Consider the following 26,307-nt stretch of genomic DNA (forward strand, 5'->3'; position numbering starts at 1 on the left):
TAAATGAATTGTAATTTATAACGGGCTAATCTGACCATTTTGAACTTCGAAATGCTTATCGTCTGGTTGAATCAGCCATTGCATTTGGTTAAGTTGCTCATGCGTAATTGCAGTCACAAAAACTTGCGCTTGGCTTTCACGCAAACGCTGTGCTAATAGCGCACGCTTAGTTGGATCGAGCTCAGAAGCAAAGTCATCAATGAGAAACAAACACTGGCGAGATTTGTTCGCCACTAAATGTTCTCCTTGAGCCAGTCTTAAAGCACACATCAACAATTTTAATTGTCCGCGAGAAAGCACATCTTCAACCGGCAAACCACTGGTTCTAAAACGAAAATCCGCCTTTTGCGGCCCAACCATGGTATAACCTACCGATTTATCTCGTTCAAAACCTTGCGCTAGAATCTCTGCATAATCTGCACCCTTCTCCCAACCTTGATGAAAACTCACATTCACACTCAATTCTGGTAAAAAGAATTGCACTGTTTTTTCAATTTCAGGACGCAAGGCTTCCGTATATTCAGCTCGCATGGCGCTTACAATTTCAGCACATTTTACTAATTCAATATCCCAAGCTTTCAGCGCATGATAATGGTGAACTTGGTGTAATGCTGCATTACGCTGTTTGAGTAAACGTTTAAGGTTTGCCCAGTGGGCATAGAATTCAGTATGTTGATGAAACAGTCCCCAATCAAGGAAAGCACGGCGAAAACTTGGCCCGCCATTGAGCAAAGTTAACCCTTCAGGCGTGATCACTTGCATGGGTAATAAATGTGCTAAATCGGCAATTTTATTCCCGTCTTCTCCGTTAATTTTTAGTGTTGTATCGCCAGAACGTTTTTTTTGAATCCCGACAGACCAGCTGTGCTGTGCTTCTTCTAAGCGCCCATGTAAAACAAAATCATCTGCCTCGTGATGAATCACTCGCTGACTCACATGGCTTTTAAATGAACGGCCATGCCCTAAATAAAAAATGGCTTCTAGCAGGCTGGTTTTTCCACTGCCGTTTGCACCGACAATAAAGTTAAAACTTGGACTAGGTTCTAAATCGACAGATTGCAGATTGCGGAAATTTTGAATAATCAGGCGAGATAATGGCATAGAAGTGTATAAAAAGAAGTTTTTATTAAATCTCCCTCCAATTGTGGAGGGAGAAAAATTTAACAATTACAAACGCATCGGCATAATGACATATTCTGCCGTGCTATTATCGCAATCTTCAATTAAGCAGCTAGAGCTAGCATCGACTAAATTAAAACGTACACGTTCGCATTTTAACGTGTTAAGCACATCCAATAAGTAGCTCACATTAAAGCCAACTTCCATTTCTGGGCTTTGGTAGTGCACATCAATAATTTCTTCTGCTTCTTCCTGTTCTGGGTTATTTGCGGTAATTTTAAGCACGTTATCTTTAAGCGCTAAACGCACACCACGGAATTTTTCGTTAGAAAGAATCGCCGCACGCATTAAAGCACGTTTTAACACTTCGGTTTCTGCTTCTAAAATTCGATCTGCGTTACGAGGCAATACTCGGCGATAATCAGGGAATCGACCATCAATCAGTTTTGAAGTAAAGACAATGCCATTCATTGAAACACGAATGTTGCTTGAACCAATTTCTAAACGCACAGGCTCTTGATTGCCTGAAACTAAACGAGAAAGCTCAAGAACCGCTTTGCGTGGCACAATAACGGAATGGGTTGTCAATTCTTGACTTAGTGCCATCGTACAAACCGCTAAACGGTGTCCATCTGTTGCAACTGTGCGTAATAAATTCCCTTCGGTTTCAAATTTCATCCCGTTTAAGAAATAACGCGCATCTTGGTTTGCCATGGAAAATTGGGTCGCATCAATTAAACGTGCAAGGGTGGATTGATCAATGGTGAAATCCACTTCTGGCTTCCAATCCATTAAATTCGGATAATCACTTGCTGGCAAAGTCGCTAAATTAAATTTACTTCTTGCCGCACGCACTAAAGCTCTATCTTCCTCAAACTGCACCGAAATCATGCTATCTTCCGGTAGGCTTCGGCAAATATCTAAGAATTTTTTCGCAGGAATGGTAAATTTTCCGTCAAATTCGACCGCTTGTTCTAGCGTTGCAAGCGTCGTGAGCTCGACTTCTAAATCCGTTCCTGTCATTGATAACTGGTTACCTTGGATTTCAAGCAAGATATTGCCAATCACAGGCAGCGTTGGGCGATTGCTTAATACGCCACAGACCTGTTGTAATGGTTTGAGTAACTGTTCTCTGGTAATCGTAAATTGCATAATGTTGCCTATGTTGTCTAGGAAGAAAGTTTTCTGGTTAAATTAGTATAATCTTCTTGTATGCTGCTTTCACTTTCACGCAGCTTGTTAATTGCTTTACATGCATGCATCACGGTGGTGTGATCGCGTCCACCAAATTCGCGGCCAATTTCAGGTAAGCTATGGTTCGTTAGCTCTTTAGCCAAAGCCATTGCCATCTGACGTGGGCGAGCCACTGAGCGGGTACGAAGTTTGGATTTAATATCCGCTAACTTAATATTGTAATACTCTGCCACAACACGCTGAATATTTTCAATCGTAATTAAATGATCGTATGACGCAAACAGATCGCGTAAGGTTTCACGCACCGTATCTACGGTAATCGGCTGTTGTTTCCATTTCTGCCATGCAATCAATTTATTCAGTGCGCCTTCTAACTCACGCACATTGGTACGGAGTTTTTGCGCCATCATATAAGTAGCATCATCAGAAATTTCCGCGCCACGGTCTTCTGCTTTTTTACGTAAAATAGCGACACGCGTTTCTAATTCTGGTGGTTCAATCGTAGAACTGATCCCCCAACTCAAACGAGATTTAATGGCTGGATCAATGCCTTCTATATTTTTCGGGAAAATATTCGAAGTCAGCACGATCTGCTTTCTCTGCTCTAATAACGCATTGAACAGGTGTAAAAATTCTTCTTGTACTTTCGGTTTATCTGCTAAAAATTGAATATCATCAATCATCAACACATCAAGCGAACGATAGAATTTTTTGAGTTTATCCGCTTCCACACTGCTAGTGTTGATCGCTTTTAAAATATCGCGATAAAAACGTTCAGAGTGAATATAAAGCACGCGCAGATTCGGTGAGCGCTGTAACAACGCATTACCGATAGCATGTAATAAATGGGTTTTTCCTAAACCGGTACCGGCATATAGCGAGAAAGGATTGCAATGTGTCTGCCCTAAATCACTCACTACTTGTTGCGCAATTGCTTTTGCCAGTTGATTAGATCGTCCTTGAACGAAATTATCAAAGTTTTGGTTGGTATCAATTCCTGTGCGCAATCCACTTTCTGGCTTTTGCACGATGGATTCAATTTGAACAGATCGGCTTGATTCGACTGGTTTAATCCCAACTTCGATCGACACCTTTAACCCTTCATTTTTTGATAAAAAACGAGCGAGATCGATAATTTCGGCAAGAAATTTGTCTTTTACCCAGTTCTCAACAAATTGGTTGTGCGCATAAAGTGTGAGCTCTCCATTGGCAAAACTCGCCTGTAATGGGCGAAGCCAAGTATTATAGTCTGTTGGTGAGACTTTGGTTTGTAAATGATGTAAACAATCAGCCCAAAGAGAAGACACGTTTTGCTCCAAAAATTTGTTGTGAAAAGATTGGGTATAATACCCGAAAATCTTGTGGAGATCTTGCAAAATTTTCACAAAAAACGACCGCTTGCATTTAAATTTTGCGGGCGGATCTTATCGTTTAAATGCGCACGTGACTTTCTACAAGCAATTTCATCAAATTTCCGTTACAATATGCGCAATTTTTAGTTCTCCTTTATTAACATATATCAAGAATGAAAGACTCTATTATCAGTAAATTAGACAGTTTAAGTGAGCGCCATGAAGAGCTTCAAGCCTTATTAGGTGATGCTTCAGTAATTAGCGATCAAGACAAATTCCGTGCTTATTCGAAAGAATATTCTCAACTTGAAGAAGTGGTTGGCACTTTCAATCGTTGGAAAAAACTCAACAACGATATTGAAGAGGCTCAACTGCTTTTAGACGATCCGGATATGAAAGATATGGCAGCAGAAGAAATTGCCGAAAATAAAGCTGAGATCGAAAATTTAGAACAACACTTACAAATTTTATTGCTACCGAAAGATCCAAACGACGAATATAACGCATTCTTAGAAATTCGTGCCGGTACAGGTGGTGATGAAGCTGGGATTTTCGCTGGCGATTTATATCGTATGTATAGCCGTTATTGTGAAAGCAAACGCTGGCGAATTGAAGAAATGTCTGCCAACGAAAGCGAGCAAGGTGGATATAAAGAAATTATCGTAAAAATTTCAGGTGAAGGTGTTTATGGTCAACTGAAATTTGAATCAGGCGGTCATCGTGTTCAACGCGTACCAAAAACTGAATCGCAAGGCCGTATTCACACTTCTGCGTGTACTGTCGCTGTAATGCCAGAATTGCCAGAGTCTGAAATGCCTGAAATCAACCCTGCAGATTTACGTATTGATACTTACCGTTCATCTGGTGCAGGTGGTCAGCACGTTAATACCACTGACTCAGCGGTACGTATTACGCATATTCCAACAGGGATTGTCGTTGAATGCCAAGACGAGCGTTCACAACATAAAAATAAGGCAAAAGCGTTAGCCGTATTAGCATCTCGTATTGTACAAGTTGAACAAGAGCGTCAAGCGGCAGAACAAGCAGATACACGCCGTAATTTATTAGGCTCGGGAGACCGTTCAGATAAGATCCGAACATACAACTATCCACAAGGCCGTGTTACCGATCACAGAATCAACTTAACGGTTTATCGTTTAGATGAAGTAATGAACGGTAAAATTGATGAACTTATTCAGCCAATTATTACCGAATACCAAGCAGATCAATTAGCTGCTTTATCTGAAAATCCATAATTAAAGGGCTACCCTTTTTATTTACTTTATTAGGAACTGTTATGAAAAAACTATTATTAGTTGCAAGTATTTCTTTACTCAGTGGCTGTCACCTTTTTACGCAATCAGGGACTAGCACAACAACTTCACAACCACAAACTTCAGTAGATACATTAACCGCAAAACATTTTGTTGGCAGATGGAACTGTGAAATGGATGGTGGCAAAGTTGGAAGCTCAAACCAAGTTAATCTAGGCGAAGATGGTGTTGCAAAATACGTTGGTTTGATTGCAATGCCAAAAGAAAACCCTGCATTCCAATTTGAAGTAACCCGTGATGGTACTTGGTCGTTTGCTAACAATACGCTCGCGTATGTGTTTAAGAAAAGTTCAGTAAAACGTGCGCATACTGATGCTATGTTAAATAACATCAATAGCGACAAAGACGTACAAGCAATGGAAAAAGAATACTTTTCAAGCGTAAAAGCACAAATGTCTAAAGCTAACCAAAAACCAATTATGCTAAAAGTGAGCAACTTCTCTCAACATCGCTTTACTATTAGCCAAACTGTTGGAAATACTGAGCGCACTGGCCACTGCTCACGTCCAATCGCAAACTAATCTCTATGCTAGTGAGAAGCACAGCCTTAGCTGTGCTTTTTCTTTAAATCTTACATAACGCAAAATATGAAAAAATATCTCTTTTCCCTTGCAACATTATTTCTTTTATTAGGTTGTACAAACCCCAATAAAATAAACATAAAAGAAAAGGATTTAATGAACCAGATGTGGGTTTGCCAATCAGAGATTTCAGGCACAAATATTCGTATTCTTGAAACATTAGAGTTTTATGATAAAACTGTAAACCCAGCGACAAATAATAACGAATATATGAATACTGCTCTCTTCTACCCAAAAGACGATAAAGCGTTAAAACTTCATTTTCATGAATTAGGAAGCTGGAAAATTGTTGGCAATAAACTCTTTTATTTTGTGCATTTCTTAGAAAATAATAACAATATTGCAGACTTAATCGGAATAATGAGTAAAAAAGCGGAAATCATAGACATCGCGCGAGAAATGCATTCAAATTATAAAGGGCAACCTTATAAACCGGAAGAGCTCGAACCAACAGAAGTCACCATTTCAGCATTTACCCCAAACGAGTTTACATTTAAGCAAAAAATTTCTTCTCACTACTCTCGTCATGGAAAATGTATAACTGAAAAGAAACTTGATGAAAAAACTTTAGATCAATAATTATTTATGAACTACACCGACTGGTTAGCCTTTGCGATAAACGCTTTAGCGCCTAATAAAGCCACCGATCCTTATCTTAATCCTAAAACCGATGCAAATTTGCTATTACAAGCGGTCACAAAACGATCGAAATCAGCTATTTTTGCCTTTGGCGAAACAGAATTAACGGAATCTGAAACTGTACAACTTGCCACATTATTAGCGCGACGTGTGCAAGGGGAGCCGATGGCCTATATCTTAGGTGAGAAAGAATTTTGGTCTCTTACTTTAAAAACCTCACCGCATACGCTGATTCCTCGCCCTGATACCGAATGTTTGGTTGAACAGACACTAAATTGGGCTAACAAGCGGTTAAAAACGCAAGCACATTTGCAAATTTTAGATTTAGGCACTGGCACAGGCGCAATTGCGCTTGCACTGGCTCACGAATTAGGCGAAAAAGCACATATCATCGGCGTTGATTTTAAAGCTGAAGCTGTGGCACTTGCACAAGAAAACCAAGCCAATTTAGGTTTGCATAATGTCGCATTTTTACAAAGCAATTGGTTTAGCGCCCTTGAAAATCGTAGCTTTGACCTTATTGTGAGTAATCCACCCTACATTGATGCAGAAGACAGCCATCTCAACGAAGGCGATGTTCGTTTTGAGCCCTTAACTGCATTGGTGGCAAATAACCAAGGATTAAGTGATTTAGCCCATATTATTTGCCATGCCCCTGCATATTTAAATGCGAAAGGCGCACTCTTTTTAGAACATGGCTGGCAACAAGCAAATGCGGTACAATCTTTATTTCGTGAAAATGGCTGGGTTGAAGTTCAATCTATGCAAGATTACGGTGGGCAAGACCGAATTACCAAAGCAGAACAGACAAAATAATGGATATTATTGAACAACTTTTAAAAGAAATCTCCTCAAATGAAGGACAAATCAGCCAAACTGAAACTCAAAAATATCTGTTTCAAGAAATGCGCCGTCTTTCCGCTTTAGTGGATGATGAAATTTCTGATAAACAAATTATTGCCAAAATGTCGCCATTGGTACGCAAAGCGAAATTGGCTGTGACCGCAGAAGATTGCCAAACGCGTGTTGAGCAGCTCATTGAGTTTGTCTATCACACTTTAGGCTTTCATTGTGAACCGGAAGGTTATTTCAACAGCAATTGCATTTTGCTGCATAAAGTATTAAGTGAGCGAAAAGGAATGCCTATTTCCATGGCTGCGATTGTGCTTTACCTTGCTGCTTCACTGGATTTACCGATTTTTGCAGTAAATTTTCCAACGCAACTGATTCTTCGTGCTGAATTAACACACGCTGATGGCAGACGAGAAACCCGTTTTATCAATCCATGGCAAGGCGATTACGTCAGTGTTGAAGAATTAGAAAAATGGCTGATGGCAGAAGCGCATTTTGGGGTAACGGTCACACCTGATAACTTGCGCCGAGCTGAGCCTGCAGAGTTGCTCGAGAGAGTGGAAATGCTATTTAAAATGGCGCTTACCAAAGAACAGAAATTTGAAGCGGCATTACGCTTAATTGAATACCGATTGATCTTCTCGCCTGAAGATCCATATGAAATTCGAGACCGTGGCATGGTGCTTGCTAGCATGGATTGCTATCAAGCCGCTTATGAAGATTTAAGCTATTTTATTGATCAGTGTCCAGAAGACCCTTCTGCCATGATATTAAAAAATGAAATTCAAGGCTTAGAGCGCAAATCTAAACAAAACTCACTCCACTAACCTGTGGAAAATACAATTCACACCTAAAAAATGAGCTTTTATTCCACAGCGAAGTGTTTGGTGTAATAACTATAAGAGGCTTAAAAAAGCGGTCTATTTTTAGTTAGCTTTTGCAAAAGCCTCTTGCAAAATTCTTTGTAATACCGTGATTTGCCCACTCTTTTGCCTTTTTAGGTCGTTTCAGGAATCTGTGGCAAATTCACAGCTTCCACCGAGCCTAGTGCTTTGGCTTTTTGATAAAATGCTAACTTGTATTCCAGCAAGTTTAAATAGCGTTTTAATTCGGCAATTTGACACTTTACATTTTCCGTTTGGCTTTCAAATAATGCAAGGCGTTCGTCAATGGTATCGTCACCAATGGTGGTACATTCAGCGAAGCGTTTGATGTCTTTTAGGCTCATGCCTGTATTTTTTAAGCATTGTAATAAACTCAACCATTGCAAGTCGTTATCAGTAAAACGGCGATTGCCGTGTTCATCGCGTCCAACGTTAGGCAATAAGCCCTCTTTGTCGTAAAAGCGTAAAGTGTGGGCAGAAATACCGATTTTTTCGGCAGCTTTAGCGGTGGTGTAAGTCATTTCCCTTCCTTCCAAATAAAAAGTTGCAAAAAATGCTTGCCTTAGAGTGAGCTCTAAAGTGTAAACTGTCATTATCTTGCTTATGCAAGGCAACTTTGTCAATGAATTAAGAGGAAAAACAATGGAAATTAAACAAATCAACTCAACAATTAAATCTCGTGCGGCGGTAGCATTCGCCCCAAATCAACCCTTACAAATTGTAGAAATCGACGTAGAAATGCCCCGCAAAGGCGAAGTGCTAATCCGCAACACTCACACAGGTGTGTGTCATACTGATGCATTTACGTTATCAGGAAGTGATCCTGAAGGCGTATTCCCAGTGGTGCTTGGACACGAAGGTGCGGGTGTAGTCGTTGCTGTGGGTGAAGGCGTGTTAAGCGTAAAACCAGGCGATCACGTTATTCCGCTTTATACCGCAGAATGTGGCGAATGTGAGTTTTGTCGTTCAGGTAAAACCAACTTATGCGTCTCAGTGCGTGATACACAAGGTAAAGGCTTAATGCCAGATGGCACAACGCGTTTTTCTTATCAAGATCAGCCGATCTATCACTATATGGGCTGTTCAACCTTCAGTGAATACTCAGTTGTTGCAGAAGTTTCACTAGCGAAAATCAATCCAGAAGCCAACCATGAACAAGTATGTTTGCTCGGCTGTGGCGTTACCACGGGTATTGGAGCGGTGCATAACACAGCAAAAGTACAAGAAGGCGACTCTGTTGCCGTGTTTGGCTTAGGGGCAATTGGTTTGGCAGTGGTGCAAGGTGCGCGTCAAGCCAAAGCCGGTCGTATTATCGCCATTGATACCAATCCTTCAAAATTCGAGTTGGCAAAACAGTTTGGTGCAACGGATTGTTTAAATCCGAACGATTACGATAAACCGATCAAAGATGTGTTGTTAGACATTAACAAATGGGGCATTGACCACACCTTTGAATGTATCGGTAACGTAAATGTAATGCGTCAAGCATTAGAAAGTGCACACCGTGGTTGGGGACAATCCATTATCATCGGTGTAGCGGGTGCAGGACAAGAAATTTCAACTCGTCCGTTCCAGTTGGTCACAGGTCGTGTTTGGAAAGGCTCCGCATTTGGTGGCGTGAAAGGTCGCTCTGAACTTCCGAAAATGGTGGAAGATTCAATGAAAGGCGACATCCAGTTAGAACCGTTTGTGACTCACACAATGACACTCGAACAAATCAATGAAGCCTTTGAGTTAATGCACGAGGGTAAATCGATCCGCACGGTTATTCATTACTAAGGTACGCGATGAAACTGATTGAACAACATCAAATTTTTGGCGGTTTGCAGCAAGTTTGGGCACATGATGCCCAAACGCTTCAATGCGAAATGAAATTTGCCGTCTATTTGCCAAATAATCAGGAAAATCGACCGCTTGGTGTGATTTATTGGCTTTCCGGTTTAACGTGTACGGAACAAAATTTCATTACCAAGTCAGGCTTTCAGCGTTATGCGGCAGAACATCAAGTGATTGTGGTTGCCCCCGATACCAGCCCTCGCGGAGAGCAAGTGCCGAACGATGCGGCTTACGATTTAGGGCAAGGTGCAGGCTTTTATCTTAATGCGACCGAGCAGCCTTGGGCGACGAATTATCAAATGTATGATTATATTTTGAATGAGTTGCCTAGTCTGATTGAGGAAAAATTTCCTACCAACGGCAAACGTTCCATTATGGGGCATTCAATGGGCGGACACGGCGCATTGGTATTGGCACTACGAAACCGGGAACGTTATCAAAGTGTTTCTGCCTTTTCGCCCATTTTGTCGCCAAGCCTTGTGCCTTGGGGAGAAAAAGCCTTTTCTGCCTATTTAGGAAAAGATCGCGAAAAATGGCAGCAATATGATGCCGGCTCGCTCATCCAACAAGGCTGTAAAGTGCAAGGTATGCGCATTGATCAGGGCTTGGAAGATGAGTTTTTGCCAACACAATTGCGTACCGAAGATTTTATCGAAACCTGTCGTGCGGCAAATCAACCGGCCGATGTGCGCTTCCACAAAGGCTACGATCATAGCTATTACTTCATCGCCAGTTTTATTGGTGAGCATATTGCCTATCATGCGGCATTTTTGAAGTAAGTAAAAGCGTGGCCTGTTTCCAAAGCTTTTCGATTAGTTAATGAGGTTAGTCGGTGAAAAGTAATCAGCCCCTTAATCAGTTGGACTAAACTTCCAACCGATTAAGGGGCAGGTTTTATTTAGTCTAAAGCCACCCTTTTCGTTTAAAGTAAACATAAGGTGTCGCTGCCGCGAGAATCATTAACCCAATTGCCATCGGGTAACCATATTGGAAATGTAGCTCTGGCATAAACTCAAAGTTCATTCCGTAGGTCGATGCCACCAACGTTGCTGGTAGGAACATCACTGAGACCACCGAGAAGAATTTCATAATACGGTTCTGTTCAATATTGATGAAACCCATCGCTGCTTGCATCAAGAAATTCACTTTTTGGAATAGTGATTCATTATGTGGTTGCAAAGATTCAATATCTCGCATGATATCTCGTGCTTGCTCTAGCTGATTATTTGGCAAACGAGTTTTGCGTAATAAGAAACTTAGTGCACGTTGGGTATCCATCAAACAGAGGCGTACTTTCGAACTGACATCTTCTAATTCAGTTAAATCAGAAAGCGCTTCATTAAGGCTATCGCCTTGCTGTTTACCATTCAAAATCACATGGCTTAAATTTTCTAAGTCTGAGTAAACGGTTTCAATGACATCAGCAAGCTGCTCGATTTTGGTTTCAAATAGATCTAACAACAATTCATAAGCATTGCTATCAATCAATTTCATACGACGTGAACGCATTCGATAAAGACGAAATGCAGGTAAATCACGTTCACGCAAGGTAAATAAACGCCCATCACGAATGGTAAATGCGACGGTTGCAATATCCGCATAACCATCATCATCAAGGCAATAAAAAAATGAGTGTAGATGTAACCCGTCTTCATCTTCAAAAAAACGTGCAGAAGCTTCTAAGTCTTCTAATTCATGTTCTTCAGCAAGGGTTTGGTCTAGTCCGAGTTTTAATACGCTACGTTCATCATCACTAGGGTCGATTAAATCAATCCAAATCGCATCATTAAGCTGATCGCGAGAGGTATCATCAATACTAATGAGATGGGCGTGTTCTAATGCAAAAGCGCGAATCATTTCATTTCTCCATAGAGTTAGGAGGTGATGAACAAAATGAACAAAAGGAAAAATACTAGGCGAGCGGTACCGACCAAGTCGGCATCTTGAGGCGGACAAGGCGGGTTAAAATGCAAAGTATCGACTATGGCTGTCCAAAATGTATAATCCTCAAGTAAAAATAACGGCGCAAATACTACAGAGGTTCAGCAAATGAGTCAAGAAAAAGGCAATCAAGCGGTCTATTTTCAAAGAATTTTTGCTAAATCTAGCTAACTGAGCGCTAAACTCCACAATGTATGTTTTTCGTTGCTTTTTATTTCAAACAATTCAGCGTATAATCGAAACGCAATTATTTTCTAATTTAAATTAAGAGGAATTCACTATGGGTATTAGCATGCCACAACTTCTGATTATTATTGCTATCGTTGTATTACTATTCGGAACGAAAAAACTGCGCTCATTAGGTTCAGATTTAGGCGAATCCGTAAAAGGCTTTAAAAAAGCAATGTCTGAAGAAAAACCACAAGATGCTAGCTTTGAAAAAGTAGAATCAAAAGCCGCTGAAAGTGCAGAACAAAAAGCAAAAGAAAAAGAGCAGGCATAATCCGTGTTTGATATCAGCTTTCAAGAATTACTTTTGGTATTCGTTGTAGGCTTAGTCGTATTAGGGCCGCAACGCTTACCGGTAGCGATAAAAACAGTCATGGGATGGATTAGAACCATTCGAGGACTAGCGGCGAACGTGCAAAATGAACTTGCCCAAGAGCTCAAATTAAAAGAGTTACAAGAAAGCATAAAAAAAGCAGAAGCCTTAAATCTGAGTGCACTTTCGCCAGAATTAAGTAAAACGGTTGAAGATCTTAAACAATCTGCTCAGCAAATGCAGTCTTCACTGAATCAAACTGAAGGTGAAATTCGTAAGTTGACTGATGAACAAGTTGCGGAAATTCAAGCAAAAATTGCACAAGAAGAAACTGCACATTCGCAAAATAGCGAAGAAACTCCACCGCTTGTTGCAGAGAATGCAGAAAACAATGAAGTGGAAACGGCACAAGTGCAAGAAGAAAACACGACTTCTGCAGCTGATATTGCCGAAATGGCAGAATTAGATGAAGAAAAGTTAGCCGCGCAGCTTTCAGCTTACTACTCACCAGATGATTTTGAAGCACCAAAATCGGAGGATAAACCGCATGCAAGCTGATCAATCCCAACCGTTAATTGCGCATTTGGTGGAACTTCGAAACCGACTATTAAGAATTTTCATTTTCATATTAGTCGTTTTTTGTGGCTTGGTATTTTGGGCAAACGATATTTATAGCCTACTTGCTGCGCCATTAACTGACAATCTGCCAAAAGGGGCAACAATGATTGCCACCAGCGTGGCAACGCCATTTTTTACACCCATTAAATTAACGGGTGTTGTGGCAATCTTTCTTTCCGTGCCTTTTATTTTGTATCAAGTTTGGGCTTTCGTTGCACCAGCCTTATACAAGCATGAAAAACGATTGATTTACCCACTATTGGTTTCCAGTACTTTGCTCTTTTATGCTGGTGTGGCTTTTGCCTATTATGTCGTTTTCCCATTAGTGTTCAGTTTCTTAACGAGCACCACACCGGAAGGCGTACAAATGGCAACAGATATTAGTAGCTATTTAGATTTCGTTCTGACTATCTTTATCGCTTTTGGTATCTGTTTTGAAGTCCCTGTGGCAATTATCTTACTCTGTTGGGCAGGCATAACGACACCTGATGATCTTAAAGCAAAACGCCCTTATATTGTGGTCGCGGCATTTGTCATCGGTATGATACTCACTCCACCAGATGTTTTTTCTCAAACCTTGCTAGCCATTCCAATGTGCTTGCTGTTTGAAGTGGGCGTTATCTGTGCCAGATTCTATAAACCACGAGAAGAATCTACCGAAGAGCCTTCACAAGAAAGCCAATCTTAATAACAAAAATGCGCACTTAGTTAAGTGCGCATTTTTTTGTCTTATTTTAACCATCCTGTCGGTGTGACACTTTGGTTATCCATCAACTTAATGAAGCCATAAACAACACGGAAAATGTACCAAATTCCTGCCGCCCAAATAATAAGCACGCCGATGAAAATAAAGGTAAGTAGTCCGCCAATCAACATCCCAATAACTACGCCCCAAAAAGTACGAATTAAATAGTTAATATGATCGTGGTAATAGGTATGAATCAATTCATCACGTCTAATATAAGCAAGAATGACGCCAATTAACGTAGGCAATCCCCCGAAAATCATGCCTAACCCAAACAAACCGTATAAAAGGTACATGAGGTTACGTTGTTTTTCTAATGAAGGTTGAGGTGAAAATTCTTCTTGCATAAAGCCTCCTTAAATAGACAAGCGGTCTGATTTTAGCAAAACTTTACCAAAATTTGACCGCTTGTAAAGTCATTCATTTTGGGAGAATTAAATCCCCTCACCATCCATGCCTTGAATATATTCAAAGTATTGATTCATCTCAAAGGCTGGTTTTTGCTCAGCAGACTGACTAATAATACGCGCTGGCACACCTGCCGCAGTAGCATGATCAGGCACAGGCTGCAACACCACAGAATTCGCACCAATTTTGGCATATTGACCAATTTCAATATTTCCTAAAATTTTGGCACCTGCGCCAATCATCACCCCCTCTCGGATTTTTGGATGACGATCACCGTGTTCTTTGCCCGTTCCGCCTAACGTAACGCCTTGTAGAATCGACACATCATTTTCAATCACTGCAGTTTCACCCACCACAATACCTGTTGCATGGTCAAACATAATCCCACACCCCACACGAGCAGCAGGATGAATATCCACATCAAAAGCAACCGAGATTTCATTTTGCAGATAAACAGCTAATGCTTGGCGACCTTGTTTCCAGAGATAATGGGTCACCCGATAGCTTTGCAAAGCGTGGAATCCTTTAAGATAAAGTAATGGTGTTGTCCATTTATCTACCGCTGGATCTCGCGTTCTAACCGCATCAATATCACACGCTGCACTCATAATAATGCTCGGATTAGCTTGGTAAGCCTCTTCAATAATCTCTTTCAGCGCAATGGCAGGCATAATTGGATTTGCCAGTTTATTCGCCAGAATATAGCTTAACGAGCCCCCTAGATGGCTATGCTTTAAAATGGTGGCATGGAAGAAACTAGCTAACATCGGTTCACTTTCTACCAACTGATGCGCTTCTTGACGAATAGCTTGCCAAATTTGATCTAATTCTGTTTGTGTCATTTCATTTCCTTTTGCAAAAAATTCACAAAATCCGACCGCTTATTCGCCTTTTCGCTCACGGCCTAGCAGAGATTTCACGACATCATGCGCATTTTTGCCTTCAAACAGCATTTGGTAGATTTGCTCAACAATCGGCATTTCTACGCCTTGCGCTTGTGCTAACAAGTAAGCTTCTTTGGTGTTATAGAAACCTTCCACAACCTGTCCGATTTCCGCCATAGCTTGTTCTGCAGATTGCCCTTGCCCTAAAGCTAAACCGAAACGACGGTTACGTGATTGGTTATCGGTACAAGTTAACACTAAATCACCTAGCCCCGCCATTCCCATAAAGGTTTTTGGATCAGCCCCTAATGAAGCCCCTAAACGGCTAATTTCTGCTAATCCTCGGGTAATCAATGCTGTTCTAGCATTCGCACCAAAGCCCATTCCATCAGAAATCCCTGCGCCAATCGCGATAACGTTTTTAATCGCCCCACCAAGCTGCACCCCCGTCATATCATGGTTAATATAAACGCGGAATGCTTTTGAACAGTGAATACGTTGCTGCATTTCATCAGCAAAAACCGGATCATTAGAAGCCAATGCAATGGCTGTTGGCATACCTGCCGCTAATTCTTTTGCAAATGTTGGGCCAGAAAGCACCGCTAGGGCGTGTTCTTTTCCAAGAATTTCTTCTGCTACGGTTTGTAGTAAACGCCCCGTGTCGCGCTCTAGCCCTTTGGTTGCCCACATAATACGGTGATCAGGGCGAATCAATGGCTTAATATTATTCAACACTTCAGCAAATACATGGCTTGGCACGACGACCAAAATATCGCGAGATTTAGCTAAAGCTTGCGCTAAATCAGATTCAATCGTTAAAGCATCAGGAAAAGGAATGCCAGGCAAGAATGCTTGGTTGGTACGCTCACGGGCTAATACTGCCATTGTTTCAGGCAGATGCCCCCATAAATAGGTTTGGTGACCATTACGAGAAAGGGCAATCGCTAAGGCTGTACCATAAGAACCAGCACCTAATACCGTGACCGGTGCAGAATAGGTTGAAGTCATAGATTCTCCTTAAAAGCTTGGCAAAAAATCATAAAAAAATGACCGCTTGCCGAGAATAAAAGTGCCGCTCAAAGGCGGGAATGGTTGGCATTGTATCAAAAAACCTTATGACTGCCAGCATAAAGAAAAAAGGGTATGCGCAAATTACGCATACCCTTTTATCAATAAGAAATTAGTTTACCGCTGTTTCGTCGCTTTGTTCAGCCGCCGCTTGGCGCTCTAAATAATCTACGAAAAGTGCATCAAAGTTTACCGGCGATAAGTTTAATGCTGGGAAAGTGCCACGATTCACTAAGCTTGAAATCAATTCACGTGCATAAGGGAATAAGATTGTCGGGCATTGTGACGCTAATGCGTGTTGTAATTGAATGCCTTCTAATCCTTTAATAGTGAACACACCTGCTTGTTTCACTTCGCAGATAAATGCAGTATCACCGCTATCTTCTAAAGTTGTGCTCACCGTCATGTGTAATGCAACTTCATAAAGATCTTCATCTACTTGAACAGTTTCAGTATCTAACTCAAAGCCTAACTGCGGTTTCCATTCTTGATGGAAAATCGTTGGAAGGTTTGGCGCCTCGAATGAAACATCTTTGATATAAATACGTTGAATTTGGAATTCTACCGGGGTTTGTTCGGTATTTTCTGCTACTTGATTCTCTTCAGCCATAATGTGTCCTTATTTCTTTTTCACAGTCGGTAAGTTTTCTGCTTTCCAGCCAACCATCCCTTCTTTTAATACATAAACTTGGTTGAAACCTTGTTTGGTTAATAGCTCAGCACTTTTGGTCGCGCTAAAGCCATTAGCATCTAATAAAATAACTGGGCGATCTTTGTATTTGTCGATTTGATGAACATTATTCGCTTTAATTTCGCTTGGTAACAAATGTACGCTACCGACTAAATGTCCTGCTTTAAATTCATCATCTGAACGCAAATCCACTACAACACCATCAGAATTATTAACCAATTGGGTCGCAATCGCGTTGTTAATTACGCGATATTTACTGGTTGCGCCTTTATAGAAATTCATCAAAACTGCGCAGAAGATACCTACCCACGCCATCACCATCACAGGATGATGGCTAACAAATTGTTGTAGTTGCTGAGTAAATGTTAAGTCCATTGTTCCTCTCTCTGTGAAATTCAAGCGGTCGGATTTTGCAAAACTTTTGCGCAAATCCACCGCTTGTGTGTCATTTTCCCTCAATATGAAGGCAATTTATGAAAGATTAAGCTTGAACTTGAGATTGCATTAACTCATCAAAAGAAAGTGCTTTATCTGTTACTTTCGCTTTTTCAAGTACAGCATCAACCGCTTGCTCTTCTAACACCACATTACGGATGTTTTCAGTTAATTGACGGTTTTTCGCATAGTATTCTACCACTTCAGCTGGTTGTTCGTATGCTGATGCGATATCTGCGATCATTGCTTCAACGCGTGCTTCATCGACTTTTAATTCGTTTTGGCTGATTACATTTGAAAGTAATAAACCTACTTGAACACGGCGTTTTGCATCTGCTTCAAATAATTCAGCTGGTAATTGTGCTGCCATTTCTGGTTTACCACCAAAACGTTGAACCGCTTGTTGACGTAATACATCCACTTCTTCCGCGATTGCTGCCGCTGGTACTTCAATATCATTTTGTGCGATTAAACCATTGATAACTTGGTTTTTCACACGTGCAGTCACTGCATTTTTCAATTCACGTTGCATGTTTTTCTTAATTTCTGCGCGTAAATCTTCAACTGATTTTGCGTTACCGAATTTTTTCACGAATTCTTCAGTTAATTCAGGTAATACAATGTTTTCTACTTTTTTCAAGATAATTGCGAATTTCGCTGCTTTACCTTTTAAGTTTTCTGAATGGTAATCTGCTGGGAAAGTCACATCAATATCAAATTGTTCACCCGCTTTGTGGCCAACGATACCCTCTTCGAAACCAGGGATCATACGACCTTGACCCATTGCAAGTGCGAAATCAGTTGCTTTACCGCCTTCAAACTCTTCACCATCTACAGAACCTACGAAGTCGATAACAACGCGATCTTCTGCTTTCGCTGCTTCTTGAGATTCAGCCCAAGTTGCTTGTTGTTTGCGTAATACATCAACCATTTTGTCTAAATCTGCTTCTGTGATTTCAACAACTGGTTTTTCAACTTCAATGTTTTCTAAGCCTTTTAATTCTACTTCTGGGAATACTTCAAAAGTTGCAGAGAAAGAGAAATCTTGACCTGGTTGATAGTTGTTTGGTGTGAATGTCGGACGGCCTGCTAGGGCAATTTTTTCTGCCATTACGCCTTCGAAGAATGCGCGTTGCATTTCATCAGATAACACGTCTTGACGTGCTGCTAAACCGAAACGTTGTTCGATGATTGAGTGTGGCACTTTACCTTTACGGAAACCATCTACGCGTGCATTTTTTGCATAGCCTTTTAATTGCTCTTTATATGCTGCTTCGATTTTGTCTGCTGGCACAGTGATAGTAACGCGGCGTTGTAAGCCTTCTAAAGTTTCGATAGAAATTGACATTCTTAAACCTCAATGAGATATATTATTAGATACAAAAATAGACAATCATTGTACTCATCAAAAGAAGATCTGGCAAGCCTTTGCCACAAAAACCATAAAAAAACGGAGCGTGTCTTCAACACGCCCCGCTTCTATATCATTGATTATAATCCTTTTGGAATACGGATTTTTTGACCTGGGAAGATCTTATCCGCATCTTTGATCACTTCTTTATTCGCATCAACAATCGCCGTATATTTTGCGCCATTGCCGTAAGCTTTTTCAGAGATCTTCCAAAGGGTATCCCCTTTCTCAATCACATAAAACTCATCATCGCTACCAAGTGACTCACCGTTTGCAATTTGTAAATTGTCGATATTTACGCTTGCAATACCAGCAATGTTACCTGTCATCAATACCGCTTTTTCAACTGCTGCCGCTGTTGCTGCCACACCAGTAATACTCGCAATACCATTTTCAACTTTCACTTCTACATTTTCAACGCCTGGATTATCGGCATTTAAATGCGCAGTAACTGCAGAAGAAGCTTCTTCTTCTTTGTTGAATAATTTGTTACCAATGTTTGAAACAAAATCAAATAAGCCCATTTTTGCATCCTCATTTTTTGCTGAAAGGGAGTTAATTTTACCACCATTTTATCGAAAATATGTCATCCTTATGTTAGAGTATTGTAAAAGTCTGTGATGAGGAGAATACAAATGAAACTCGCAGAAGCACTCATTGAACGTGCGGATTTACAACGCCGTTTAGCGCAATTAAAACAGCGTTTAATCCAAAATGCGCAATATCAAGAAGGCGAATCGCCTGCTGAATCGCCCGCACAATTACTGATTGAATATCATCAAACAAGCTTGGCTCTTGCCAATTGGGTCGTCAAAATTAACGTGGCTAATCATCAGGTGACGCTTGAAAATGGCATGAATATGGTTGAAGCACTGGCTCAACGCGATCGTCTTAAAACCGAACATGCTGCTTTGCTTGACCTTGCTAATGCAGCCATGCCAACCATGGATCGCTATAGCCATAGCGAAATCAAAATGCTCGCGGCTGTGGATATTCAAGCACTTCGCAAGCAAATTGATGAATTAGCTAAATCACTGCGCCAACTTGATACGCAAATTCAGCAAGCAAACTGGCTGACTGAAATTTAATCAATTTGGTGTTTCAATTTCAAGGCGAATACGACCTCGCTTAAGGGATAGCAAATTTATTCATCGAGATGAAGAGCAATCTCACTTTATTTATCGTGTCGCTCTGTAATGCTTATTGTGTAAATTGTATTGTGTACACTGTACTACCATGTATTGATTGAAATTGAAAAGGGTGGGATTGGGGTTTTACGAACAAGCGGTCGGATTTTGTAAAAGTTTTGCAAAATCCGACCAGTTCTATTTTTCATCGCTAGGATTTCAGATAGAATATCTGACAATTTTTACATTTATTGTTAAAGGACTCGTTGTGAAACAAGTGCAATTTTACTTGCTAAATCAGCCTAATAGTGAGCTCAATCTTGCTTGCGAATTAGCCGCTAATGCGTGGCGATTAGGCAAACGCGTGTTAATTGTCTGTGAAACGGAACAACAAGCCTTTGAAGTAGATGAATTACTTTGGGCACGCGATCCAAACGCCTTTGTCCCCCATAATCTTTCTGGTGAAGTCACGCAATATCCCACGCCAATTGAAATCACTTGGGCTGATAAACGTAATGCGCAACGCCGCGATGTGCTGATTTCTTTACAACATCACATCCCGAATTTTGCACAAAGCTTTACCCAAGTTATTGATTTTGTCCCGACAGAAGAAGAACAAAAAGCACTTGCGCGCGAACGTTACAAACAATATCGCGCAGCTGGCTGGCAACTTTCCACTCAACCAGCCTAAATTATACCATCTACATTTTAACGAGATTTTTATGAACCCAATGGATTGGCTTTATATCTTACCTGCAGTGGTATTTTTTAGTCTATTGATTCTTTACTGCTACTTTCTTGAACGACAGATTATTTATTTTTACGTCAGCTGCGATAATCTTTTGGATATTGATTATCCTGATTATGTCTTTAACGGTGCATTTTTCGATACTGTAAATAAACAGCTAGAATCGCATTTGGTGCTATACGCACAATCACATTTCTATCAATTAGGCATTGAACATCAATACGTAAAAATTACAGCTAACGTTAATTACGAAAAAGTGTCTATTGCCTGCTATATTGAAGCAACCCGTCAGCAACAAAAACGGATTCAGCAAGAAAGCCTAACCAGCATCAACATTAGCAAAGAAATTGAAGCGTTTTACCGTTTTATTGAAATTATCAAAAAACCGAAATACGCCCAAATTACCAAAACAAAAAATAGTACGCTCGAAAAATACGAGCTGGTCAAATAATTCAAGGGAGCACCAGGCTCCCTTTTCTTCAAGCATTTAGCACCATTGTTTGCTAAAATATCTGCAACAATTTTTCATCTGCGCCATTCTTATGATTTACTTTATCGCCGATCTACACTTAAACGAAGCCCAACCTGAAATTACTACGCATTTTTTGCAATTTATGCAACAAAAAGCACCGCTTGCAGAGGCTGTTTATATTTTAGGTGACCTTTTTGATTTTTGGATTGGCGATGATGAAGATTCAGCCCTTATCGGCCAAGTTAAGCAAGCTATTTCTAGCCTGACTCAAACAGGCGTGCCTTGCTATTTCATTTGCGGAAATCGGGATTTTCTCATCGGCAAGCGTTTTGCAACTGCCTGTGGCATGCAATTACTCCCTGATTATGCAACGTTAGATTTATATGGTAAAAAAACCTTAATTTGCCATGGCGATACGCTGTGCATTGATGATGTGAAATACCAACAATTTCGTCGGAAAGTGCATCAAAAATGGCGCCAACGCCTCTTTTTATGTTTACCCCTTGCGCTTAGATTGCTTATTGCACGGAAAATCCGCCAGAAAAGCCAACAAGATAAGCAAGGAAAAAGTGCACAAATTATGGATGTGAACCCACAATTTACGGCGCAAATTATCGAAAAATTTGATGCGACGCAGTTGATTCACGGGCACACACACCGACAAGCGGTACATTTTGAACCGAAATTTACTAGAATTGTGCTGGGAGATTGGAAAGCAGATTATGCCTCAATCTTAGCAGTCGATGAACAAGGCGCGAGATTTGTATGATTGATGTCATAATCCCTTGCTTTAACGCAGAAAAAACGTTAATGCGCGCAGTAGAAAGCGTGCTTGCGCAGCCTGAACTTGGCACACTTTGGCTCATTGATGATGCCTCAACCGACCATACGCTTGTTGTTGCAGAACAACTGGCACAAACTTTTTCAGCGCAAATTAAAGTTGAATCTTTACCTAAAAACGGGGGCGTTGCTAAAGCGCGCAATTGGGGGGCATTACAAAGCCAAGCAGAATTTGTCGCCTTTTTAGATGCTGACGATGCTTACGAACCAAACGCTTTGCAAGTTGCTCAAGCCATTTTTCAAGCAAGAAATGATGTCAGTTTGGTACGCTTAGCACTTAACCCCATTGATCTCCCTGCTCGTTATCATGAACATCCCAACTTCCCCCAAATATGGCAAAGTATGCGAATGACCTGTGGGGGTAATGTTGTTTTTCGTCGTGCATTTTTTCTTGCTTGCGGTGGCTTTCCACAAGATGAATTATTTCGCACCTTTGGTGGGGAAGATGGCGCACTTGGCATTGCCACAACGCGGTCCGCATTAGTCGCAACTGCTTTTGACTCACCGGGCGTGCAACATTACTGCAGAGATGGCATGCACGCAGAACGCCTGCTTGATGCTCTCTTATTTAACAAGCTACCTGAAGGCATTACCCCAGAACATATTGCTGAAGCTGAAGCTGTTACTGCGCGTATCTGCCAACAACTCCACTACTTAAAAACCGGCTTAACATCTGCTCAAACGGGTATCATCCCGATGACCATTACTTGGGCATAAAAAATCTGCAGCTTAATCAGTTAGCCAATTTATCTAACTTTTAGATGCAGATCTCTATTTTATTATTTAGCGCAAAGCGATTGGAGTGATTCAAGCGTTTTATAAGCAGTCATATCTGCTTGAAGTGGGGTAATTGACACACAATCTTGGTTGATTGCAGCAAAGTCTGTTCCTTCTCTTTCATCAATCGCGACACCGTTCGCGCCTAACCAATAAACACAACCACCGCGAGGGTCATTGGTTTTCACAATTTCAGCTGCTGGTGAGCGCTTGCCTAAGTGGGTGATTTTTACCCCTTTAAGCTGTTCATAAGGTAAATCTGGGACATTGATATTAAGAATTTCCCGCTGAGTCACCATGCCTTCTTTCAGCTTAGGAAGTAAATCCACTACCACGCGTGCTGCTGTTTCAAAATGATTTTTTCCAAAAAGAATGCCGTGGTATTTATCCTCTCCCTTTCTACCAACTAAAGAGACTGCAATACTTGGTAAAGGTAAATAGCGCCCCTCTAAAGCTGCAGCTACTGTGCCTGAATAAACCACATCATCCCCTAAGTTAGCCCCATGATTGATACCCGAAATCACAATATCAAAATCATTCAGAAACAAACCATTTAATGCTAAATGGACACAATCTGCAGGCGTACCAGCAATGACCGCATAATTGAACTCATCAAAAGCATGTACTCGTAATGGTTCAGTTAAGGTTAAGCAGCTTGATGCTGCGGTTCGGTTGCGATCAGGGGCAATAAGTGTGACTCTATGTCCTGCTTGGCGTAAAGCGCGTGCCAAAGTTTGGATGCCTTCAGCATGGAAACCATCGTCGTTACTAATTAAAATGTTCATTATTTATGCCTCTTCATCCAATTGAATCAATTCACGCACTAAGGCTGTCGCATAGCTACCACTTTCTAAAAAGAATCGTAGTCGTAAGCCTTCTGCTTCAAATACCCAACTCAGTTCTTTAGGCTGGCAAAGCATCGCTCGACGTGCTTCGTTCATTCGTGCATTTTTCATTAAGCCGATTAAGGCTTGTTGTTTTTCGATTATTGCTTTTTCTGCCGGATTTGCTTGGCACTCAAGCGAACGTTCGCCAATTAACGGGGCTGTCAGGTGAACATCACCTTGTAATAAACGTGTTTGACAGTTTTCAACTTCTTCAGGCGAAACATTAAAAAAGCTATTCGTGCCATTAAGTTGTAAATAGTCATAGGCTTCAACTTGCCCTATTTTTCCACTGGCAATTCGATCGGAAACCACTAAATTAAACACTTCGCTACGTGCCGCAGAAAGATAGAAGCTGCGCTTTTTGCGATCTTTAACTTGAATTTCACCTGCTGCCCAGCGGTGTGCTTGGGTTAAATTATGTCCATCTCGTCCAAAACGCTGTTCGGTAAAATAGTTTGGAAATCCGCCCGCTTGTAATTGGGTTAAACGTGTTTGGAGATCTTCACTTTCTTTCACATCACGCAAGAAAATCTCAAAATGGTTACCCGCTAATGCACCAACACGAATTTTTCGATTGTGACGAGTCACCGCAAGCACTTCTACGCCTTCACAAACAAATTGACTGAAATCAGGCGTTTCTTTACCTGCAAGGTGTAAACAGAACCATTGCTCAGTAACTGCATGGCGATCTTTTAATCCTGCATAACTCATATCACGATCGCTAATGCCCGCAAATTTTGCTAATTTTTCGCCAACAAATAACGTGTTTGCATCAGTTTTACGAATGTGTACAACAACAAATTCACCTTCTCCAGCTAATGGATAACCTAATTCTTCACGCACAATAAAATCTTCATAATAAGCCTTAAGGCGGCCAACTTGTTGTGGTTTGCCCAATAAATAATTTAATTTCATTTAAGATATTTTTAAAAGAGTAGAAAAGGGCTAGATTATACGCTAGTCCTTGTGATTGAGATCACAAAAAATGGATAAAATAAGCAAATTCTCCCTAAAATTTGGTATAGTTTGCACGTTTATTTTAACTTTATAGGAGAAATCAAAATGGCACGTCGTCCACTAGTAATGGGTAACTGGAAATTAAACGGCAGCAAAGCATTCAATGCAGAGCTTATCAGTGCATTAAAAGCTGAATTACACGGCGTTACCGGCTGTGATGTTGCAATTGCCCCACCTGTTATGTACTTAGCGCAAGCTGAAGTTGCTTTACAAGGCTGTGGTTGCAGCTGCAGCGGTAAAGGCGTGGTACAACTTGGCGCACAAAACGTAGATGTGAATGTACAAGGTGCATTTACAGGTGATATTTCAATTGAAATGTTAAAAGAGTTTGGCGCGAAATATATCATTATCGGCCATTCTGAGCGTCGCACTTACCACAAAGAAAGCGATGAGTTTATTGCGAAAAAATTCGAAGTGATTAAAAAAGCAGGTTTAGTGCCAGTATTATGTATCGGCGAATCTGAAGCAGAAAACGAAGCAGGTCAAACTGAAGCGGTTTGCGCACGTCAAATCGATGCGGTCATTAACGCATTAGGCGTTGAAGCGTTCAATGACGCAGTCATTGCGTATGAGCCAATTTGGGCAATCGGTACTGGTAAATCTGCAACTCCAGCGCAAGCGCAAGCCGTTCACGCATTTATCCGTGGTCATATCGCAGCAAAATCACAAGCTGTAGCAGACCAAGTGATTATTCAATACGGTGGTTCTGTAAACGATGCTAACGCGGCTGAATTATTTACCCAACCAGATATTGATGGCGCATTAGTGGGTGGTGCATCATTAAAAGCACCAGCATTTGCAGTGATCGTTAAAGCCGCAGAACAAGCAAAAGCATAATGACAAGCGGTCAGATTTTGTGAATCTTTTGCAAAACTGATAATCATAAAACTGAAAAATCGACACCTTTGGGTGTCGATTTTTTATCTTATCACGCTAGCACCAACGTTTAATTTTATGCCCAGCTGAGGCAAATAATGCCCCGAAAACAACAATAAATGCCCCAATAATACTTAAAAAAGGTAAATCTGGTTCATGGAAATATGCGGGTTTCCATAGGTAAGCCAATTCGGAAAAGCCTAAGGTAAAAATCGGAATAAGTGGCATGAGCAAACTAACTTTAGAAACATCCCAACGGTTTAACGCCTCAGCATAGCTGCCGTATGCAATAATCGTATTTAAACAACAATAAATTAAACAAATCAATGCAAATGGGCTTAATTTCTCACTTTGTGAAATATCTGCAAAGGGGGTAAAAACAATGCTGCAACCAATATAAATCACCAATAAAATTTGCAGGGAATTAAATTTCTGCAACATGATTTTTTGTGCTAACCCGTAACCAATCCACACAAGGCTTGCCACAAAGCCACAAAAGATACCGAAAGCATAATTATTCATTGCCGCAAAATCAGCAAATCGGTTATGGAAGAAAAGCCCAAGCCCAGTCAGCACCATAACAAAGCCTATTTTTTGGTGAGATTTGATGCTTTCTTTAAAAATAAATACCCCACAGAGCATCATCATAAAAGAAGATATTGGGCTTAAAACTTGGCTGGCCATGGGCGGAATATAGCGTAGCGCAACATTAAAAAGAAAGAAATTACCAGATAATCCAATGATCCCGATAAGCACGAAATAACGATAATTCAGACTAAAAGCGGTCAATTTTGGTAATTTTTTTGCAAAGGCTAACAGGATAAATACACCAACAGCTGCCGCAACAAAACGATACCAAACAATAGTTTGTGCGTTCAGTTCTTTAAGCACGGGCTGTAAAGCAATGGGTAAGGTTCCCCACATTAAAATAGCACTGAGCGTAAAGAGAAAACCTACCAACGGTTGTTTTTTCATAATTGTGTTATGTTTAAATACAGAAAAGCCTCGCGAAATTGCGAGGCTTTTAATT

The 26,307-nt window shown here is 40.8% G+C and carries 31 protein-coding genes; 16 read left to right on the top strand and 15 right to left on the bottom strand.

Features of this window, described 5'->3' with window-relative positions:
• Positions 1 to 15: 15 nt before the first annotated feature.
• The 3 genes from recF to dnaA form a co-directional block, all read right to left on the bottom strand.
• A complete protein-coding gene (recF, locus tag HSP_RS0101380; protein WP_007526747.1) occupies positions 16 to 1,101 on the bottom strand; it encodes a DNA replication/repair protein RecF in 1,086 nt (361 codons plus the stop codon).
• Positions 1,102 to 1,167: 66 nt separating this feature from the next.
• A complete protein-coding gene (dnaN, locus tag HSP_RS0101385; protein WP_007526839.1) occupies positions 1,168 to 2,271 on the bottom strand; it encodes a DNA polymerase III subunit beta in 1,104 nt (367 codons plus the stop codon).
• 17 nt (positions 2,272 to 2,288) lie between these two features.
• Positions 2,289 to 3,632, bottom strand: a complete 1,344-nt coding sequence (dnaA, locus tag HSP_RS0101390; protein WP_029494984.1) for a chromosomal replication initiator protein DnaA — start codon at positions 3,630 to 3,632, stop codon at positions 2,289 to 2,291.
• A gap of 206 nt (positions 3,633 to 3,838) precedes the next feature.
• Here dnaA and prfA point away from each other — a divergent pair, with 206 nt between their 5' ends.
• From prfA to HSP_RS0101415, 5 genes are all read left to right on the top strand, one after another.
• Positions 3,839 to 4,921: a peptide chain release factor 1 gene (gene prfA / locus HSP_RS0101395; RefSeq protein WP_007526922.1), complete on the top strand. Its 1,083-nt coding sequence runs from the start codon at positions 3,839 to 3,841 to the stop codon at positions 4,919 to 4,921.
• Between the two features lie 41 nt (positions 4,922 to 4,962).
• A complete protein-coding gene (locus HSP_RS0101400; RefSeq protein WP_010128241.1) occupies positions 4,963 to 5,520 on the top strand; it encodes a hypothetical protein in 558 nt (185 codons plus the stop codon).
• A gap of 66 nt (positions 5,521 to 5,586) precedes the next feature.
• On the top strand, positions 5,587 to 6,159 hold the full coding sequence (locus HSP_RS0101405; protein WP_244263558.1) for an META domain-containing protein: 573 nt from the start codon (positions 5,587 to 5,589) through the stop codon (positions 6,157 to 6,159).
• Positions 6,160 to 6,165: 6 nt separating this feature from the next.
• Positions 6,166 to 7,035, top strand: a complete 870-nt coding sequence (gene prmC, locus HSP_RS0101410; RefSeq protein ID WP_007526757.1) for a peptide chain release factor N(5)-glutamine methyltransferase — start codon at positions 6,166 to 6,168, stop codon at positions 7,033 to 7,035.
• Entirely contained in the window at positions 7,032 to 7,898 is an 867-nt protein-coding gene (locus HSP_RS0101415; protein ID WP_029494985.1) for a SirB1 family protein, read from the top strand. Before prmC ends, HSP_RS0101415 begins: the two co-directional genes overlap by 4 nt.
• A gap of 170 nt (positions 7,899 to 8,068) precedes the next feature.
• On the opposite strand, the gene HSP_RS0101420 is transcribed toward HSP_RS0101415, so the two are convergent.
• Positions 8,069 to 8,476, bottom strand: a complete 408-nt coding sequence (locus HSP_RS0101420) for a MerR family transcriptional regulator (protein WP_007526955.1) — start codon at positions 8,474 to 8,476, stop codon at positions 8,069 to 8,071.
• A gap of 121 nt (positions 8,477 to 8,597) precedes the next feature.
• Between HSP_RS0101420 and HSP_RS0101425 the strand changes: the two genes are divergently transcribed.
• Together HSP_RS0101425 and fghA are read left to right on the top strand one after the other, a co-directional pair.
• Positions 8,598 to 9,734: an S-(hydroxymethyl)glutathione dehydrogenase/class III alcohol dehydrogenase gene (locus HSP_RS0101425; protein ID WP_007526736.1), complete on the top strand. Its 1,137-nt coding sequence runs from the start codon at positions 8,598 to 8,600 to the stop codon at positions 9,732 to 9,734.
• An 8-nt stretch (positions 9,735 to 9,742) separates the two neighbouring features.
• A complete protein-coding gene (gene fghA / locus HSP_RS0101430; protein ID WP_007526953.1) occupies positions 9,743 to 10,570 on the top strand; it encodes an S-formylglutathione hydrolase in 828 nt (275 codons plus the stop codon).
• Between the two features lie 124 nt (positions 10,571 to 10,694).
• Here fghA and corA read toward each other — a convergent pair whose 3' ends face one another.
• Positions 10,695 to 11,648, bottom strand: coding sequence for a magnesium/cobalt transporter CorA (gene corA / locus HSP_RS0101435; protein WP_007526678.1), 954 nt, complete (start codon positions 11,646 to 11,648; stop codon positions 10,695 to 10,697).
• 364 nt (positions 11,649 to 12,012) lie between these two features.
• Between corA and tatA the strand changes: the two genes are divergently transcribed.
• From tatA to tatC, 3 genes are read left to right on the top strand one after another with little or no spacing between them, the layout of a single operon-like run.
• Complete coding sequence (tatA, locus tag HSP_RS0101440) at positions 12,013 to 12,234, top strand: Sec-independent protein translocase subunit TatA (protein WP_007526803.1); 222 nt, start codon at positions 12,013 to 12,015, stop codon at positions 12,232 to 12,234.
• 3 nt (positions 12,235 to 12,237) lie between these two features.
• Positions 12,238 to 12,831: a Sec-independent protein translocase protein TatB gene (gene tatB, locus HSP_RS0101445; protein WP_010128243.1), complete on the top strand. Its 594-nt coding sequence runs from the start codon at positions 12,238 to 12,240 to the stop codon at positions 12,829 to 12,831.
• A complete protein-coding gene (tatC, locus tag HSP_RS0101450) occupies positions 12,821 to 13,579 on the top strand; it encodes a twin-arginine translocase subunit TatC (protein ID WP_007526851.1) in 759 nt (252 codons plus the stop codon). Before tatB ends, tatC begins: the two co-directional genes overlap by 11 nt.
• A gap of 41 nt (positions 13,580 to 13,620) precedes the next feature.
• Here the strand turns inward: tatC and HSP_RS0101455 are convergent, their stop codons facing one another.
• The 7 genes from HSP_RS0101455 to lysM all read right to left on the bottom strand — a co-directional run bounded on the left by HSP_RS0101455 (position 13,621) and on the right by lysM (position 19,057).
• Positions 13,621 to 13,983 carry a DUF4870 family protein gene (locus tag HSP_RS0101455; RefSeq protein WP_007526940.1) on the bottom strand — a complete coding sequence of 121 codons (363 nt, stop codon included), beginning with the start codon at positions 13,981 to 13,983 and terminating at the stop codon, positions 13,621 to 13,623.
• Between the two features lie 87 nt (positions 13,984 to 14,070).
• Complete coding sequence (gene cysE / locus HSP_RS0101460; protein WP_007526671.1) at positions 14,071 to 14,886, bottom strand: serine O-acetyltransferase; 816 nt, start codon at positions 14,884 to 14,886, stop codon at positions 14,071 to 14,073.
• Between the two features lie 39 nt (positions 14,887 to 14,925).
• On the bottom strand, positions 14,926 to 15,936 hold the full coding sequence (gpsA, locus tag HSP_RS0101465; RefSeq protein WP_007526841.1) for an NAD(P)H-dependent glycerol-3-phosphate dehydrogenase: 1,011 nt from the start codon (positions 15,934 to 15,936) through the stop codon (positions 14,926 to 14,928).
• A 172-nt stretch (positions 15,937 to 16,108) separates the two neighbouring features.
• The gene (gene secB / locus HSP_RS0101470; protein ID WP_007526949.1) at positions 16,109 to 16,606 is read right to left on the bottom strand and encodes a protein-export chaperone SecB; all 498 of its coding nucleotides are present in this window, start codon (positions 16,604 to 16,606) and stop codon (positions 16,109 to 16,111) included.
• Positions 16,607 to 16,615: 9 nt separating this feature from the next.
• Positions 16,616 to 17,062: a rhodanese-like domain-containing protein gene (locus HSP_RS0101475; RefSeq protein WP_007526862.1), complete on the bottom strand. Its 447-nt coding sequence runs from the start codon at positions 17,060 to 17,062 to the stop codon at positions 16,616 to 16,618.
• Positions 17,063 to 17,168: 106 nt separating this feature from the next.
• The gene (tig, locus tag HSP_RS0101480; protein WP_007526787.1) at positions 17,169 to 18,470 is read right to left on the bottom strand and encodes a trigger factor; all 1,302 of its coding nucleotides are present in this window, start codon (positions 18,468 to 18,470) and stop codon (positions 17,169 to 17,171) included.
• Positions 18,471 to 18,613: 143 nt separating this feature from the next.
• The gene (gene lysM / locus HSP_RS0101485; protein WP_007526930.1) at positions 18,614 to 19,057 is read right to left on the bottom strand and encodes a peptidoglycan-binding protein LysM; all 444 of its coding nucleotides are present in this window, start codon (positions 19,055 to 19,057) and stop codon (positions 18,614 to 18,616) included.
• Positions 19,058 to 19,168: 111 nt separating this feature from the next.
• On the opposite strand from lysM, the gene HSP_RS0101490 reads away from it, so the two are divergent.
• The 5 genes from HSP_RS0101490 to HSP_RS0101510 all read left to right on the top strand — a co-directional run bounded on the left by HSP_RS0101490 (position 19,169) and on the right by HSP_RS0101510 (position 22,437).
• Complete coding sequence (locus tag HSP_RS0101490) at positions 19,169 to 19,621, top strand: DIP1984 family protein (RefSeq protein ID WP_007526687.1); 453 nt, start codon at positions 19,169 to 19,171, stop codon at positions 19,619 to 19,621.
• Between the two features lie 307 nt (positions 19,622 to 19,928).
• Positions 19,929 to 20,351 carry a DNA polymerase III subunit chi gene (locus HSP_RS0101495; protein WP_007526942.1) on the top strand — a complete coding sequence of 141 codons (423 nt, stop codon included), beginning with the start codon at positions 19,929 to 19,931 and terminating at the stop codon, positions 20,349 to 20,351.
• Between the two features lie 31 nt (positions 20,352 to 20,382).
• Positions 20,383 to 20,859 carry a hypothetical protein gene (locus HSP_RS0101500; protein WP_007526730.1) on the top strand — a complete coding sequence of 159 codons (477 nt, stop codon included), beginning with the start codon at positions 20,383 to 20,385 and terminating at the stop codon, positions 20,857 to 20,859.
• 91 nt (positions 20,860 to 20,950) lie between these two features.
• On the top strand, positions 20,951 to 21,649 hold the full coding sequence (lpxH, locus tag HSP_RS0101505) for a UDP-2,3-diacylglucosamine diphosphatase (RefSeq protein WP_007526944.1): 699 nt from the start codon (positions 20,951 to 20,953) through the stop codon (positions 21,647 to 21,649).
• Complete coding sequence (locus HSP_RS0101510) at positions 21,646 to 22,437, top strand: glycosyltransferase family 2 protein (RefSeq protein WP_007526892.1); 792 nt, start codon at positions 21,646 to 21,648, stop codon at positions 22,435 to 22,437. The genes lpxH and HSP_RS0101510 overlap by 4 nt, the downstream gene beginning before the upstream one ends.
• Positions 22,438 to 22,499: 62 nt before the next feature.
• On the opposite strand, the gene surE is transcribed toward HSP_RS0101510, so the two are convergent.
• Together surE and truD are read right to left on the bottom strand one after the other, a co-directional pair.
• Positions 22,500 to 23,282: a 5'/3'-nucleotidase SurE gene (surE, locus tag HSP_RS0101515; RefSeq protein ID WP_007526772.1), complete on the bottom strand. Its 783-nt coding sequence runs from the start codon at positions 23,280 to 23,282 to the stop codon at positions 22,500 to 22,502.
• A gap of 3 nt (positions 23,283 to 23,285) precedes the next feature.
• A complete protein-coding gene (gene truD, locus HSP_RS0101520; protein ID WP_007526657.1) occupies positions 23,286 to 24,299 on the bottom strand; it encodes a tRNA pseudouridine(13) synthase TruD in 1,014 nt (337 codons plus the stop codon).
• A 147-nt stretch (positions 24,300 to 24,446) separates the two neighbouring features.
• Between truD and tpiA the strand changes: the two genes are divergently transcribed.
• Entirely contained in the window at positions 24,447 to 25,238 is a 792-nt protein-coding gene (gene tpiA, locus HSP_RS0101525) for a triose-phosphate isomerase (RefSeq protein ID WP_007526833.1), read from the top strand.
• 96 nt (positions 25,239 to 25,334) lie between these two features.
• On the opposite strand, the gene HSP_RS0101530 is transcribed toward tpiA, so the two are convergent.
• Positions 25,335 to 26,252 carry a DMT family transporter gene (locus HSP_RS0101530; protein ID WP_007526759.1) on the bottom strand — a complete coding sequence of 306 codons (918 nt, stop codon included), beginning with the start codon at positions 26,250 to 26,252 and terminating at the stop codon, positions 25,335 to 25,337.
• Between the last annotated feature and the right edge of the window lie 55 nt (positions 26,253 to 26,307).

Origin of the sequence: Haemophilus sputorum CCUG 13788 (assembly GCF_000238795.1) — a bacterium.
Taxonomy (GTDB): domain Bacteria; phylum Pseudomonadota; class Gammaproteobacteria; order Enterobacterales; family Pasteurellaceae; genus Haemophilus_A; species Haemophilus_A sputorum.